The following is a 14,317-nucleotide window of genomic DNA, read 5'->3' as shown; positions in this document are numbered from 1 at the left end:
GGTACCCCACCTCCCTCCTGAGAGGGATCATTCCCCGACCGGGCCGACGAGGCCGAGCTCGTAGGCGAGCACCGCCGCCTGGGTGCGGTCGCGGGCGCCGAGCTTGTCCAGGAGGTTGCCGACGTGCGTCTTGACCGTCTCCCTGGTGACGTGCAGCGCGGCGGCGATCTCCGCGTTGCTTCGCCCGAGCGCGATGTGCCGCAGGACGTCCAGCTCGCGCGGCGTCGGCTCGACGGGCAGGCTCTGGCGGGCGCTGCCCACGTGCGGCGAGGCGATGCGGCGCAGCGCGTCGGGGAAGAGCACCGCGTCGCGCCGGTGCACCAGGCGGACCGCCTCCACCAGCTCGCCGGCGGGCGAGCGTTTGAGCACGTAGCCGGCGGCTCCCGCGCGCAGGGCGCCCCAGACGAGCTGGTCGCTCTCGAACGTGGTGACCATGACGACGCGCGTCCTCGGCGAGCGGCGGGCCAGCTCCCGGGTCGCGGCCAGGCCGTCCATGACCGGCATGCGGATGTCCATCAGCACGACGTCCGCGCCGGCGCCGGCCGTGACCGCCGCTCGTCCGTCGGCGGCCTCGGCCGTCACCTCGATGTCGTCGTGCAGGGAGAGCATGGTCGCCCAGCCCGAGCGGATGAGCTGCTCGTCGTCGGCCAGGACGACCCGGATCACAGCGGCAGGCTCGCCCGGACGCGCCACGTTCCGCCCACCTCCTCCCAGGTGCACGTCCCGCCGGCGAGCCGGGCCCGCATGCGCATGCCGGTAAGGCCGCGCCCCGGCTCCCCCGGCCTGCTCAGGGTCGCGTTGTCCATGGTCAGGGTCAGTTCGGCGGCGGCGGCGACGGCGAGCGTGACCGGGCCGTGCCCGTGCCGCAGGGCGTTGGTGAGCGCCTCCCTGGCGATCGCGAACGCGGCCCGCGAGGTCGTGGGCGACACCTTGCCGAGGTGGCCGACGCTGACCCGGACGTCGAGGCCGCGGGTGAGCGTGCCGAGCGCCTCCAGGGTGGGCGTCCGGCCGGCCGCGCCGTCGTCGAGCACGCCGAGCAGCACGTCGAGCTCCTGCTGAGCGTTGCGGGCGGTGGTCGTCAGGTGGCCGAGCGACTGGGCGGCGAGCTCGGGGGCGGCGCGGCGCAGCGCCGCCTCGGCCGCCATGGCCTGCACCAGGACGACGCTGAGTGCGTGGCCGACGGAGTCGTGCAGCTCCAGGGCGAGCGACTGGCGGCGGTCCAGCTCGTCGATCAGCCGGGACGGCTCGGAACGCAGCAGCCGCCGCGCGACCCAGCGCTGGCCGAGCCCGGCGGCGACCATCGCGGCCAGCACGACGGCGATGAGCAGCAGCACCTCGGCCACCTGGCCGGGCGCCGCCTGCCACGCCCGCGGCAGCAGGCCGGGGGACAACGCCAGGACGGCCGCGCTGAGCGTCCCGCCGACGTACAGGTGCAGGCTGGACAGGGCCACCAGGTAGAGGCGGTCACCGCGTTCGGGCACGTCCACGTCGAGCAGGTCCGACAGCGCGATCACCTCCAGGCGGCGGGTCAGCGGCAGCAGCGCGAGCAGCACCGAGGCGGGCAGGCACGCCGCCCACAGCGCCAGCAGGCGGCCCGGCGTCGGCTCGGCCAGGATCGGCAGGCCGAGCCCGGCGGCGACCGGAGCCAGCAGCGCGGCGCCCAGGAGCTGGTAGACCCCGGCCCGCGCGGCCTGGGCGAGAGGGCGTTTCACGTGGACCGACGTTAGCCGACGCCGCCGGGGCCGCACTCCCCCGCCGGGGGGAGGCAGGGCGGCCCGGTCGTTCCTAGCGTGAGCGCCATGACGAGAACTGATCGTTCGCGCGGCGCCGCGGCGCCGCTCCCCGTGGCCGCCGCGACCGCGGGATCGCCGGTGACCGGTGGGCGGCTGCGCACGGCGTGGCGGGCCGCCCACGCGCCGGTGGCCGGGGTGCCCCGCTGGGCGCGGATCGCCGCCTACGCCGTGCCGTTCACCGTGCTGCCGTCCAGCCTCTGGCGGTTGCCCGCGGCGTTCGACCGCGGGATCGGGCTCGGTGAACGGCTGTACGTCGTGCTCCTGTCGATCGTGTCGGAGCTGGCGGCGTTCACCGCCGTCGGGCTGGTGGCCGCGTGGGGTGAGCGGTTTCCCCGCTGGGTCCCCGGGTTGCGTGGCCGCAGGGTGCCGACGCCGGCCGCCGTCGTTCCGGCGGCGTCGGGCGCCGTGATTCTCACGGTCCTGTGGACCGCGGCCTTCGTGACCGAGCTCGCCGGGGTGACCATGCGCGGCGAGCCGATCCCGCCGGACTTCCCCAGCCAGGCGGGCGGCTGGGAGGCCGCGATCTTCGCCGTCTGCTACCTTCCGCTCCTGCTGTGGGGGCCGCTGCTCGCCGCCGTCACCTACGCCTACCACCGGCGCCGGAGCCCGCGACCCGGCGTGCCCGCTCTCAGTGGGCGAGGGCGGCGGTGAGGCGGTTGCTGAAGCGGGCGAGCAACCCGCTCTGGGACGTCTCGGAGACCATCCGGCCGACGAACGGCGGGATGCGCCAGTTGGCGGGGCTGCGCCGGGCCAGCCTGGACACCAGGTTGACGTGCGGGTAGCGGGCCCGTTCGTAGGCGCGCAGCCGTTGCGCCGGGTCGCCGCCCTTGGCCAGCTCGCGGCCGAGCACCCAGACGTCCTCCAGGGTCTGGTTGGCGCCCTGTCCGAGGGTGGGCGGCATGAGGTGGGCGGCGTCGCCGAGCAGGGTGACGCGGCCCTTGCCCCACTCCTTGCGCACCTTCTGCCAGTGGTGGCCGAAGAAGTCGAGGTCGGCCTCCGACGCCTGGGCGAGCAGCTCGGGGACGGGCGACGCCCAGTGCCCGAAGCGGCGCCGCAGCTCGGCCAGGGGCGCGGCGGGGCGCGGCTCGCCGGGGGCCCAGCGCACGTCGAACCACCACTGGAGCTTGCCGTCACCGGCGGGGATGATCCCGCAGGCACCTTCCTTACCGGTGATCATGAGGTGCAGATGGGTGCGGGCGAGGTCGATGTCGATCCGGCTCAGGGCCTGCCAGGTGCCGAACGTGGCCGTCCGGACGGGGACGTCGCCCCACAACTCGCGCCGGACGACCGAGTGGTGGCCGTCGGCGCCGATCAGCAGGTCGCCGGTGGCCGTCGAGCCGTCGTCGAAGGTCGCGGTCACCCGGTCGCCGTCCTGGGTCACGGTGCGGCAGGCCGTGCCGTAGCGGATCAGGTCGCCGGGCAGCCCGTCGGCCAGCCGTTCCAGCAGGAGACGGCGGGAGACCGACTTGTTCGGGAAACCGTAGAGCGCGGCCGCGTGGGCCATGTCGGAGGTGAGCCGCAGCCGGCCGTCCGCGGTCAGCGCGTCGATCCGGTCGAACCGGCCGCCGACGCCGTCAAGGGTGACGCCGAGGTCGTGCAGCACCGCGGCGCCGTTGCTGAAGATGCTCAGCCCGGCGCCGCCCGTGCGCATGGTGGTGGCCTGTTCGTAGATCCGCACCTGGTGGCCGGCGGCGAGCAGGCTGCGCGCGACGGCCAGGCCGCCCACTCCGGCGCCGATGACGACAACGTTCATTTTATCTCCAAAACGAAGTTACTTCGATTCAAAGATACATCGCTGTGAAGTACATTGTGGCGAGTGACCGACAACCACCCAGAAGCGGACGTCTACCGCGAGTTCCTGATCGCGGTCATGCTGCACATCGAGGCCATCGCCGACCGGCTCGGCGTGCACCATGTGGACGTGGCGGCGCTCATCCTGCTGGAGATGCGCGGTCCCCTCCCGGTGGGGGCGATCTCGGAGGAACTGGGGCTGCCGTCCGCGTCCGCGACCCGGCTCATCGACCGCCTGGAGAAGGCCGGCTACGTACGGCGGGTGCGCGGCGAGCGCGACCGGCGCATGGTCACGGTGGAACTGCTGGAGGACGGCATGGCCGAGTACCACGCCACCCGCGTCACCTCCGAGCGGCACCTGGAGCAGATCCGCGGCCAGTTCGCGCAGGAGCAGGTGCCGCTGATGCTGGGCCTCCTCGCCGGCGTCGCCCGCGCCTACCGCTCGGCCACCAAGGAGATCCGCGAGGAGTCCGGCTGAGGCGCCCCGGCAGCGCCTGGCACGCCGGATCGCGGCGTCAGTGCGTGTCGGCGGGGGCGCCCCCGGCGCTGTCGCCGGCGCTGTCGATCTCGTCGGCGAAGGCGAGGACGCGGCTGTTGACGCGGTCGGGGAACTCGCCGTTGAGGGCGTGGGAGGCGTCCGGCCACAACTCGACGACGCCCCTGGCGAGCAGACGGCGGGCACGCAGGGCGGCCTTGCGCGGGTTGTGGATGATGCTGCGCCCGGCGATCAGCGCGAGCACCGGCACGTCCAGCCCGGCCACCTGCTCGTCCGTGGGGTACGCGGGCGGCGGCAGGAAGGCGGTGAAGTCCCGCATCCCGGCCGAGATCAGGTTGGCGACGGGCTCGTCGGCGGAGGCGTCGGCCCCGCCGGAGATCCAGCTCAGCAGCTTCCTGCGCCACGACTCGGGGAAGAACGGCACCACCGAGCCCAGCGAGAAGACGACGACCTTCCAGGTGATCCGGCCGAACAGGTTGGCGGGATCGAGCACGCTCACCGAGGCGATCCGCTCCGGCACCCGCAGGGCCAGGTGGAAGGCGCTCCACCCGCCGATGGACACCCCGACCAGGTGCACCCGGCCGAGGCCGAGCCGGTCCAGTAGTTCGGCCAGCCAGGTCGCCTGGTCGTCCGCGCCGCCGAACGCCCGGGTCTGCACCGACAGGCCGGGCTCGCCGAGCAGGTCGACGGTGTAGACCGGCCGCCGGGCGACGAGGCCGGGCAGGTTCGCCTCCCACATCGGGGTGGCCGAGGTGCGCCCCGGCAGCAGGAGCAGCGGCACGCCGTCGCCGCCGCCGAAACGGTAGACCCGGACGGATCCGAAGCCGGTCACCACGTCGTGGGTCTGCCCGGGTTCGGGGAGCCGGGCCATGGCGTCGTCGTAGGCGCGGCGGTAGCGCGCGAAGGCGGGGGCGTCGCGGAAGTGGCCGAGCCGCCGCGCGCGGAACTCGGCTCCGATGTTGGCTTCCACAGGGTCGTTCACGTGCGGCATCCTTCGTTCGCCCTTCGCGATACGATCGTATCGCAACAACGTCACGATACACTCGTATCGCAAAGGAAGGGGGGCCGTGCCGAAGCAGGTGGACCACGCGGCGCGGCGGGCCGAGATCGCCCACGCCGCGCTCCGGCTGTGCGCCCGCGACGGCCTGGCCGGTGTGAGCATCGGAGGGGTCGCCCAGGAGGCCGGCGTCTCCAAGGGGCTCGTGCAGCACTATTTCGGGGCGAAGGCCGACCTGATGCGCGCGAGCGCGCAGCTGCTCAGGCAGGAGATCGAAGGCCATGTCCGCGCGGCGCTGCGGGAGGCCGCCGGGCCGGCCGACACGCTGCGGCGCACGCTGCTCGCCGTCGTCGAGCTGGGCTCGCGCGCTCCGGTGCTGCTGCTGGCCGGGCACGCGTTCCTGGCCAGGGCCGTCGCCGATCCCGACGTACGCGAGCTGTACCGCGCGGGCGGCGACGCGGTGCACCGCGAGATCGCCGCGCTCGTGGCCGCCACCGCCGCGGACCCCGGCGTCGAGGCGGGCGCGGAGGCTCACGTGCTGCTCGCGCTCGCGCGCGGGCTGGCCGACGGGGTGCTGGTCGGGGAACTGGACATCGCGGAGGCGACCGCGGTCCTCGACCACCAGCTCCGCCGGCTCGACCGACCGGCGAGCTCCTGACCGAACGCCGCCGGCCGGCGGGTCTCCCAACGGGACGCCGCGGGCGGCCCGGGGAGATCGCCCGCCGGGCCGCCCGCGGCGCTCTCACCCGCCGATCGCGGGCAGTCCCTCCGGTACAGCCTCCGCCGCCGCCTCCGGCCCAGCGGCCGCGAGCAGCTCCACCAGCCGGTCCGCGATCGCGGAGATGGTGGGCTGCTGCCACAGCAGGGTCGCGGGCAGGCGGCAGCCGAAGCGCTTGTCCAGACGCCGCCGCACCATGACCGTCATCACCGAGTCCAGCCCCTGCTCGACCAGCGGACGGCGGACCGCCAGGTCCTCGGGGGCCAGCCGCATCACGGCCGCGATCTCCGCCCGCACCTCGGGCAGGACGCGGTCGCGCAGATCCTCCGCCGCCAGCCCGGCGAACGACTCGGCGGGCCCGCCCAGCTCGTCCTCGGCCGGGACGGGCGCGTCGATCACCGGGTAGCGCAGCCCCGTGAGGTGTCCCACCACCCGGCCGTCCAGGTCGGCCAGCAGCGCCCGGACGGTGTCGTCGGCGCCCTGGTCCACGGCCGCGTCGATGACCACCGTCGCGGGCGGGGCGCCGGTCAGCACGACCTCGTCGATGTGCACGACCATGCGCAGCACCGGATCGCCGGGGAACACGCAGGGCGCCACGGACATCGCCGCGTCCAGCGCCGGGGCCCAGCTCCCGGCGTCCCCGGTGCGGACGGTGGCGCGCAGCGCGCCGTCGCCGCCCAGCAGCGTCTCGATCGTCCAGTCGAAGCCCGTCGAGGGCACGCCGACGGCGGCCAGCCGCTGATGCACGAACCCGGGGTCGATCGCGGTCAGAGCGCCGGCGTCGGGCAGCACGTCGGGCTTGACCTGGCCGGGAGCGGCCACGTCGGCGGTGACGTGCACCAGCCAGGCCGGTTCCGGCTCGCCGGGGGCGGCCGGCGTGCGGGCCGCGAGCCGGACCGCCGGAGGCTCGTGCACGACCTGGACCTGCCGGCGTTCCGCGGTCATCAGCGGATGCGTCATCTCCACGCCGGTGAGCGTGACGTCCTCGTCCTCGGCCGCGTGCAGGAACGTGTTGACCAGCACGGCGGCGGGCACGATCTCGACCCCGTTGAGGGTGTGGCTGCCCGGGTAGGGCCGGTTGGCGTCCTCCAGGCTGGTCCGCCACACGCGGGTGCGGCTGCCGGCGAGGCTGGTCACGGCTCCGAGCAGGGTGTGGGAGCGCACGTCGTGACCGCGGTTGTCGTCGTCGCCGGAGCCCTCGCGCCAGTGGCGGCGGTGCTGCCAGGCGTACGGCGGCAGGTCGGTGAGGCCGCCGTACGGCTGCAGCCGGTTCCAGTCCACCTCGACGCCGTGGCAGTGCGCCGTGCCCACCGCGGATAGGAAGGCCGGCAGCTCCGGCTGGTTCCGGCGCAGCGAGGTGCCGACGAACACGTCCTCGAACCCGTGCTCCGACAGCGTCTCAGTGACGGAGTGCGCGACCACCGGGTGGGGGGAGATCTCCAGGAACACGCGGTGGCCGTCCTCGGCCGCGGCCGTCGCCGCCGCGGTCAGCCGCACGGGGTCGCGCAGGTTCGCCGCCCAGTACGCGCCGTCCGGCACGGGCATCGCCCGGGGGTCGGCCAGCGCGGTCGTGTACATGGGGATGCGGGGCGGCCCGAACGACAGGTCGGCGACGGCGGCGGCCAGCTCGACGGCCAGCGGGTCCATGTGCGGGCTGTGGAAGGCGACGTCCGAGGCCACCCGCCGCACCACGATGCCCTCGGCCGGCCAGTCCTCCACCACCGCCTCGACCGCGGCGACGTCGCCGGACAGCACGGTGGAGACCGGCGACGACGAGATCGCGGCCACCAGGTCGGTCCGGCCGGCCAGCCGCTCCGCCGCCTCCTCGAAGGACAGGCCGACCATCACCATGGCCCCCTTGCCCTCGGCCTGCCGCAGCAGCCGCGAGCGGCGGCAGATCAGGCGGGCGCCGTCGGCGACGGTCATCGCGCCGGCCGTCACCGCCGCCGCGATCTCGCCGACGGAATGGCCGATGACGGCCCGCGGAGCGACCCCGTACGCGTTCCAGAGCCGGGCGAGGCCGAGCTGCATCACGAAGATCATGGTCTGCACGCGGTCGATCGAGTCGAGCTCGCCGTCGGCCAGGACCTGCCGCGGCGAGAAGCCGATCTCCTCGGCGAAGATCGGCTCCACCTCGTCGACCAGGGACGCGAAGTCCGGCACGGCGAGCAGTTCCCGCCCCATCCCGCGCCACTGGCAGCCCTGCCCCGAGAACACCCAGACCGGCCCGGGGCCGAGCTCGGGCAGCACGTCGCCGGTGAGCACCGCCTCGGCCGGCACGTCGTCGGCGAGCCTGCGCAGGTGGGCCGCCAGCTCGTCGCCGTCCGTCCCGATCACGACGGCGCGGCGGGGCAGATGGGTGCGCCGCAGCGCCAGCGTGTGCCCCGCCGACGCCGGGTCGACGCCCGTGCCCAGGTGATCGGCGAGCCGGCCCGCGTACTGACGCAGGGCCTGCTCCGACGCGGCCGACAGCGGGAAGAGCCGCTCCGCCCGGGGAGGCGCCTCCTCCGCCTGCGCGTGCCGGGGCGGCGGGGCCTGTTCGAGCACGATGTGCGCGACGGTGCCCCCGTACCCGAAGCTGGAGACGCCCGCCCGGCGCGGGTGGTCGCGCTGCGGCCAGGACGATCGCCGCGTCACCACGCGCAGGCCCGAGGACTCCCACGGGACGGCCGGGTTGAGCGCGGACAGCACGCTCGGCGGGATCTCCCCGCGGTCGAGGGCGAGCACCGCCTTGATGACCCCGGCGATGCCGGCGGCGCCTTCGAGGTGGCCGATGTTGGACTTCACCGAGCCGATCAGGCACGGGTCGCCCGGGGGCCGCCCCGCGCCGTACACCGAGGACAGCGCGCCCGCCTCCAGCGGGTCGCCGAGCCGGGTGCCGGTGCCGTGCGCCTCGACGTAGTCGACCGTGGACGGCGCGACGCCCGCCTGCCTGCAGGCCCGGTTCATCACGTGCTCCTGGGCCTCGCCGCACGGCGCCATGATGCCGTTGGTGTGCCCGTCCTGGTTCACGGCGCTGCCGATGACCAGCGCGAGCACGCGGTCGCCGGCGCGCTGCGCGTCGGACAGGCGCTTGAGCACGACCACGCCGCAGCCCTCGCCGCGGCCGTAGCCGTCGGCCGCCGCGTCGAACGACTTCGACCGCCCGTCGGGCGCCAGCGCGCCGGCGGTGCCGAGCGTGAGGGTCTGGCCGGGGGTGACCAGCAGGTTGACGCCGCCGGCGAGGGCGACGTCGCTCTCGCCGAGCCGCAGGCTCTGCGCGGCCAGGTGCAGCGCGACCAGCGACGCCGAGCAGGCGGTGTCGATCGCCATGCTGGGGCCGCGCAGGTCGAGGGAGTAGGAGATGCGGTTGGCCACGGCGCAGGTCGCGGCGCCGATCCCGGTCCACGCCTCGATCTCGGGCAGGTCCTCCAGCAGCCGGCCGCCGTAGTCGGCCGTGCAGACGCCGACGAACACCCCGGCGTCGGTCCCGGCCAGCTCGTGCGGCGGCAGGCCGGCGTGCTCCAGGGCCTCCCACGCGGTCTCCATGAGGATCCGCTGCTGGGGGTCCATCAGCTCGGCCTCGCGGGGCGACAGGCCGAAGAACTCGGCGTCGAAGCCCTCGATGTCGCTCAGGAAGCTGCCGTGCCGCACGCCGTCGCGCAGCGCGGCGGCGTCCTCGGGGCTGCGGGTCTCGTAGCGGCGCCAGCGTCCGGCGGGCAGCGGCCCGGTCGTGTTGCGGCCGGCGCACAGCAGGTCCCAGAACTCGTCCGGCGAGTGGACGTCGCCGGGAAGACGGCATCCGATCCCGACCACCGCGACTGGTTCCACCCTGGCGCCGCGCGGAGTGTCGACCATCTGCGTTCGTTTCCCTTCGATGTCAGGCCCAATGAGGAGTTTCGAGGATTTCGAGCACGGCGCCGGAGACGGTCACCCCTGGCCCGGTGCCGAGCATGAGCAGGTGGTCGCCGGGGCCCAGCTGCCCGGTCGTGAGCAGGTGGTCGAGGGACAGGACCTGGTCGCCGGCCCCGCAGTGGCCGATGGTGCGGCCGTAGTCCCAGGTGGAGCGGGACATGGGCAGGTCGACCACGGCCATGCACCGCTGTTCGACGATCTCCTCGGAGTAGTTCATGAACGCCACGCGGGCCAGGTCGCGGGCCTCGATCCCGCTCTCGTCCAAGACGCGCTCGACGATCTCCATCAGCGCCCGCTGGATGTTGAACAACGCCGCGCCGGCCTCGCCCTGGGGCATGACCTGCTGCCGGAACTGCTCGTTGCGGGCCGCGAAGCTCATCCGGCGCCCGACCGTGACGCCCGGCGGGAACAGCGGTTCGCTGCCCCGGTGCAGCTCCTCGGCCTCGGCCACCGTCGTCGTGCAGACCGACGCCAGGCGGGCGAACCCGCGGTCCTTGGTGAGGACGAGCGCGGCGGCGGCGTCCCCGCCGATGTAGCCGGGGCCCATCCGCCACCGGTCCATCAGCGGGGTGCCGTAGTTGTCGGCGGTGACCAGCAGGGCGGCCTGCCTGCCGGGAGCGGCGGCCAGGTGGCCGGCCGCCAGTTCCAGGGCGATGAACATCCCGTTGCAGCCCTGCCGGATCTCGGTGGCCAGGACGTCCCCGCCGACGAGATGGCGTTGCAGGTAGGAGTGCGGGGGCCAGCCGTCCGGGCCCTGGTGCCAGGTCGAGGCGTACAGGAGGAGGTCGAGGTCGCCCGGCGCCCGGCCGCTGCGCTTTATCGCGCTGCGCGCCGCGTGCAGGGCCATCTCCGGAGCCGGCACGTCGCCGGCGACCACCGCCCCGGCCAGGTTGTGCAGCTCGGCGTCCGCCGCCGGGTACCAGCCCTTGGCGACGGCCTTCTCGACGCTGACGACGGTCCGGGGCAGGTAGGTTCCCACGCCGCCGATGTAGGTGTCCGCGTACCGCATGACTTCCGTCCTCGTCCCGGCTAAGCGGATTGGAGTTGTCTGACCATCGTCACGATGGTCGCGACGTCCCTGAAGTTCTCGGGGTCGAGCATGGCGGCGGTGATCCGGACGCCGACGTCCTTCCTGAGGAAGTTCAGCAGCCGTGCCGTGCGCAGGGAGTCCAGCAGGCCCGACACGAGGAGCGGGGTCGTCTCGTCCACCTCGACGTCGTCGCCGTCCAGGACGAGGTTGTCCTGGACGAAGTCGACCAGCCGCCGCGCGAGGTCGTCGTCGCTCACGCGCGGGCTCCTCTCGTGACGGGAGCGGTGGACAGGACGCGGAACGCCGCCGCGGCGACCGACGTGCCGGAGCCGAAGCCGACCATGAGCAGGTGGTCGCCGGGCACCAGCCCGCCGGTCGCGATCAGGTGCTCGAAGGCGATGAACTGGTCGACCGCGCCGCAGTGGCCGACGCGGCGGCCGTAGTCCCAGGTCGTCTGGTCCTCGTCGATGCCCAGCCAGGACATCTGCCCGTCCAGGTCCTCGCGGCGGCCGTGCGGGAAGGCCACCCGGGTGATGTCGGCGAAGCCGATCCCGGCCTCGTCCAGGGTCTGCTCGACCTGCTGCATCATCGTCTTCTGGATCGTCAGGTGGATGCCGGTGCCCTGCGCCTTGAGCAGCCGCTGCCGGAACTCCTCGTGCCGGTCGCCGAAGCTCAGCCCCCTGCCGACGGTGGCGTCCGGGGGGAAGAGCGGGTAGGCGCCGTCGTTGACGGCGTCGGCCTCCGGGATCACCGTCATGTTCACCGACAGCAGCTCGGCCATGCCGTAGTCCTTGCCGAGGACGAGCGCGGCCGCGGCGTCGCCGATCAGCGCCCCGGGGGTCATCCGCCAGCGGTCCACCAGCGGAGTGCCGTGGTTGTCGGCGGAGACCACCATGGCCGTCTGCCGGTCGGCGGCGGCCTGGAGGTAGCTCGCCGCCAGTTCCAGCGAGCTGATCATCCCGACGCAGCCGCTGCGGATCTCGTGCGCCGGCACGCCGCCGCCGAGGAGGTGCATCTGCAGGTAGTGCTGGGGCTGCCAGCCGTTGGGGCCCTGGTGCCAGACCGACGGGTAGAGCAGCAGGTCCAGTTCGCGCGGGGAGGACTCGCCCCACCGCTCGTAGGCGTCCAGGACCGCGAGCCGCGCCATTTCCGGCGCCGGCATGTCGCCGGCCACCGCCGCGCCGATCTGCCGGAACCTCTCGGCGTCCGCGGCCGGGTACCAGCCCTCGCGGACGGCCTGCTCGACGCTCACGCTGTCAGGCACGTAAACGCCCAGGCTCCTGACGAACATGTTGGGTGTACGCACACGCCCCCTAACTCATCGACGAATCCCGGACAACGGCCCTCGACAGGGAAAAGCGCTTATCCGATTTATTTCCGGCCAGGAGTCACGTGGCCCCCGGCCGGTCGGTGAATACGACGGTAAATGCGCCGGCGGGCCGTCCCGGGTAAGGATAGGGGCGGCCCGCCGAATAAAGCAATATCGTGATCCGCGACCTTCCGTGACCAAGGTTCGACGGAACGTGGCGCAATAAGGGAAAGCCGCTATTCGGCTCCCCGCCGCGGATTCGCCGAATGAAATTCGGGAAACCGCGGCGACGGAACCCCCGGTCGTCTCAGGCGGGCACTCTCGTGCAGAGGAGGTTGTTGAGCTTGAACTGGGCGGGAATGTCGTTCGTCCCGGTGACGGACGCCGAGAAGCCGAGGCTCTGGCTGGAGCCGGGGCCGATGTAGGCGTTGGTGCCGGCGTCGCGGGCGGTCACCTGCGTGCCGGTCTGGGTCACCGTGGCGTTCCAGGCGTTGGTGATCTGCTGGTTGCCCGTCCAGGCCCACGTGACGGTCCAGCCGTAGATGGGCGTCGTGCCGGTGTTCCTGATGGTCAGGCTGCCGTTGAACGCGCCGTTCCAGACCTCGGTGGCGTAGGTGACCTCGCAGGAGGTGCCCATCTTGAGCCCGCCGCGCAGGAAGGTCGTGAAGTTGGGCCAGGTGGGGTCGAGGGTGCCGGTGCCGACGGTCTCGCCGCAGTTCTTGGTGGTGCGGACGGTCTGCGTGCCGTAATGGGCGGGGTCCATGATCTGCGGCATCATGTGGTCGGCGCCGGGCACCGAGACGAAGGTGGCCGACCCGCACTGAGCCTTGATCTTGTTGTAGAGCAGCACGCTCTGCCCGTGCGGCACCAGGAAGTCGGCCTGGCCGTGCAGGAACATCAGCGGCGGGTCGTTGGCGTCGACGTAGGTCATCGGGTTGGCCTGGGCCACCGTGGCCGGGCAGGTCTGGATGGGACAGCCGACCAGCAGGGACTCCGGCGAGGCGGGCGAGTTGTGGTCCAGCCCGCCGGTCGGCAGGTTCTGCGCGTTCATCTGCAGGAAGTCGGTCGGGCTGTAGAAGGCGAGCCCGGTCTGCACGGCGCTGGAGACGCCGGTCGTGCCGATGCCGCCCTCCAGCGCCGAGACGCCGCCTGAGAGCGTGGCCATCTCCGTCAGCCAGCCGCCCGAGGAGTCGCCCATGATCGCGAATCGGCCGGGATCGAGCTGGTACGTGGCGGCGTTCGCGCGCAGCCAGCGGATCGCCGCCTTGATGTCGTGCACCTGGGCCGGGAAGATCGCCTGGGCGCTGGAGCGGACGCTGACGCCGGCCACCGCGAAGCCCAGCGGGTTGAAGATCGCGGCGATGGCGTCCGCGCCGGCTTTGCCGTCGTCGCTGCTCCACGCCGAGCCGGTGTGCCAGATGATCAGGGGGCGTGGCGTGATGCCGGTGGCGGGCAGGTAGAGGTCCAGCAGATGCCCTCTGCTGCCGGCCGGTTGCGCGGGCGCGTAGGCGATGTCGGTGATCGTCTGCGTCGCGTGTGCCGGCGGCGCGATGGCCGCCGGCACACCGACGGCGGCCAGCACGGTCATCGCCAGGCCGACGGCGGCCGTGCGGATTCGAGCTTGCATGGTGCGACTCCGGTTGGTCGGATGGTCGCCGCTTCCCCGGGTGGCCGTCCGTGTCTCGTCCGATGGCAGGGCGGCCGTGATGAGCACGCCGACCTGTAGCTCCTGTGAGAACAACGTCCTGTTCGAGTGTCGCGGCTCACATCGATATGGGCGGGGAGACGATATGACACCTACGCGACGGTGGTCAAAGTTTTCGAAGTTTCGTTTCCTTTAGAACGGGAAAGCGGCATAAATCGTACTTTGGGGCTGTAAGGCGCGGAGACGGCCCCAGATGATCCATGGCATGCACAGCCGGTCGGATACATCCCCGCGGCGTCTTTCACGCCGATGAAACTTTCATGACCTGACGGCCCGCGATTCCGCCGCGACAATCCCGCCGGAGCGGTGAGTGATAATGTCCACCGACATGATCTCCCCAGTCGCAGGAGGACGAATGCGAAAGGCACGCGCTGTTCTCGTCTCGGCCGTCATGGTCCTTGGAGTGTCGCTGACGATCGGCGCCGCCCCGGCGAACGCCGAGAAACTGGCGGGCGTCTTCAGGGAGCACGCGGAGTGCGAGCGGATCGGCACCCAGGGCGTCGACCAGAACTGGTGGGACGACTATTCATGCCAGTGGGAGAGCAAGTACAGCTACTACTTCCTCTACGCGTGACCCCGTGAGG

13 protein-coding genes are annotated in these 14,317 nt (G+C 73.0%); 4 read left to right on the top strand and 9 right to left on the bottom strand.

Features of this window, described 5'->3' with window-relative positions; translation table 11 throughout:
- Positions 1 to 27 precede the first annotated feature (27 nt).
- Positions 28 to 666 carry a response regulator gene (locus ACIBQ8_RS30610; protein ID WP_397171908.1) on the bottom strand — a complete coding sequence of 213 codons (639 nt, stop codon included), beginning with the start codon at positions 664 to 666 and terminating at the stop codon, positions 28 to 30.
- Positions 663 to 1,712, bottom strand: coding sequence for a sensor histidine kinase (locus ACIBQ8_RS30605; RefSeq protein ID WP_397171910.1), 1,050 nt, complete (start codon positions 1,710 to 1,712; stop codon positions 663 to 665). Before ACIBQ8_RS30605 ends, ACIBQ8_RS30610 begins: the two co-directional genes overlap by 4 nt.
- 87 nt (positions 1,713 to 1,799) lie before the next feature.
- On the opposite strand from ACIBQ8_RS30605, the gene ACIBQ8_RS30600 reads away from it, so the two are divergent.
- Complete coding sequence (locus ACIBQ8_RS30600; RefSeq protein WP_397193575.1) at positions 1,800 to 2,444, top strand: hypothetical protein; 645 nt, start codon at positions 1,800 to 1,802, stop codon at positions 2,442 to 2,444.
- On the opposite strand, the gene ACIBQ8_RS30595 is transcribed toward ACIBQ8_RS30600, so the two are convergent.
- Positions 2,422 to 3,546, bottom strand: a complete 1,125-nt coding sequence (locus ACIBQ8_RS30595) for an FAD-dependent monooxygenase (protein ID WP_397171914.1) — start codon at positions 3,544 to 3,546, stop codon at positions 2,422 to 2,424. The genes ACIBQ8_RS30600 and ACIBQ8_RS30595 overlap by 23 nt on opposite strands.
- A gap of 63 nt (positions 3,547 to 3,609) precedes the next feature.
- On the opposite strand from ACIBQ8_RS30595, the gene ACIBQ8_RS30590 reads away from it, so the two are divergent.
- Entirely contained in the window at positions 3,610 to 4,062 is a 453-nt protein-coding gene (locus ACIBQ8_RS30590; protein WP_397171916.1) for a MarR family winged helix-turn-helix transcriptional regulator, read from the top strand.
- Between the two features lie 37 nt (positions 4,063 to 4,099).
- On the opposite strand, the gene ACIBQ8_RS30585 is transcribed toward ACIBQ8_RS30590, so the two are convergent.
- The gene (locus ACIBQ8_RS30585) at positions 4,100 to 5,062 is read right to left on the bottom strand and encodes an alpha/beta fold hydrolase (protein ID WP_397193574.1); all 963 of its coding nucleotides are present in this window, start codon (positions 5,060 to 5,062) and stop codon (positions 4,100 to 4,102) included.
- An 85-nt stretch (positions 5,063 to 5,147) separates the two neighbouring features.
- Between ACIBQ8_RS30585 and ACIBQ8_RS30580 the strand changes: the two genes are divergently transcribed.
- A complete protein-coding gene (locus ACIBQ8_RS30580) occupies positions 5,148 to 5,735 on the top strand; it encodes a TetR/AcrR family transcriptional regulator (RefSeq protein WP_397193573.1) in 588 nt (195 codons plus the stop codon).
- An 84-nt stretch (positions 5,736 to 5,819) separates the two neighbouring features.
- On the opposite strand, the gene ACIBQ8_RS30575 is transcribed toward ACIBQ8_RS30580, so the two are convergent.
- The 5 genes from ACIBQ8_RS30575 to ACIBQ8_RS30555 form a co-directional block, all read right to left on the bottom strand.
- Positions 5,820 to 9,632, bottom strand: coding sequence for a type I polyketide synthase (locus tag ACIBQ8_RS30575; protein WP_397193572.1), 3,813 nt, complete (start codon positions 9,630 to 9,632; stop codon positions 5,820 to 5,822).
- Between the two features lie 22 nt (positions 9,633 to 9,654).
- A complete protein-coding gene (locus ACIBQ8_RS30570) occupies positions 9,655 to 10,698 on the bottom strand; it encodes a ketoacyl-ACP synthase III family protein (protein WP_397171924.1) in 1,044 nt (347 codons plus the stop codon).
- A 20-nt stretch (positions 10,699 to 10,718) separates the two neighbouring features.
- Positions 10,719 to 10,976, bottom strand: coding sequence for an acyl carrier protein (locus ACIBQ8_RS30565; RefSeq protein ID WP_397171925.1), 258 nt, complete (start codon positions 10,974 to 10,976; stop codon positions 10,719 to 10,721).
- A complete protein-coding gene (locus tag ACIBQ8_RS30560) occupies positions 10,973 to 11,983 on the bottom strand; it encodes a ketoacyl-ACP synthase III family protein (RefSeq protein ID WP_397193571.1) in 1,011 nt (336 codons plus the stop codon). Before ACIBQ8_RS30560 ends, ACIBQ8_RS30565 begins: the two co-directional genes overlap by 4 nt.
- A gap of 352 nt (positions 11,984 to 12,335) precedes the next feature.
- Positions 12,336 to 13,655, bottom strand: a complete 1,320-nt coding sequence (locus ACIBQ8_RS30555; protein WP_397193570.1) for a cellulose binding domain-containing protein — start codon at positions 13,653 to 13,655, stop codon at positions 12,336 to 12,338.
- Between the two features lie 433 nt (positions 13,656 to 14,088).
- On the opposite strand from ACIBQ8_RS30555, the gene ACIBQ8_RS30550 reads away from it, so the two are divergent.
- A complete protein-coding gene (locus tag ACIBQ8_RS30550) occupies positions 14,089 to 14,307 on the top strand; it encodes a hypothetical protein (RefSeq protein WP_352327660.1) in 219 nt (72 codons plus the stop codon).
- Positions 14,308 to 14,317: the final 10 nt, after the last annotated feature.

The organism is Nonomuraea sp. NPDC049646 (genome assembly GCF_044465525.1).
GTDB lineage: Bacteria > Actinomycetota > Actinomycetes > Streptosporangiales > Streptosporangiaceae > Nonomuraea.
This window is presented reverse-complemented; position numbering and strand designations above follow the sequence as displayed.

Excerpts from the sequence above, each read along its gene's own strand:
- ACIBQ8_RS30600 (WP_397193575.1), top strand. The coding sequence starts at position 1,800 with ATGACGAGAACTGATCGTTCGCGCGGCGCCGCGGCGCCGCTCCCCGTG.
- ACIBQ8_RS30595 (WP_397171914.1), bottom strand. The coding sequence starts at position 3,546 with ATGAACGTTGTCGTCATCGGCGCCGGAGTGGGCGGCCTGGCCGTCGCG.
- ACIBQ8_RS30575 (WP_397193572.1), bottom strand. The coding sequence starts at position 9,632 with ATGGTCGACACTCCGCGCGGCGCCAGGGTGGAACCAGTCGCGGTGGTC.
- ACIBQ8_RS30570 (WP_397171924.1), bottom strand. The coding sequence starts at position 10,698 with ATGCGGTACGCGGACACCTACATCGGCGGCGTGGGAACCTACCTGCCC.
- ACIBQ8_RS30555 (WP_397193570.1), bottom strand. The coding sequence starts at position 13,655 with ATGCAAGCTCGAATCCGCACGGCCGCCGTCGGCCTGGCGATGACCGTG.
- ACIBQ8_RS30550 (WP_352327660.1), top strand. The coding sequence starts at position 14,089 with ATGCGAAAGGCACGCGCTGTTCTCGTCTCGGCCGTCATGGTCCTTGGA.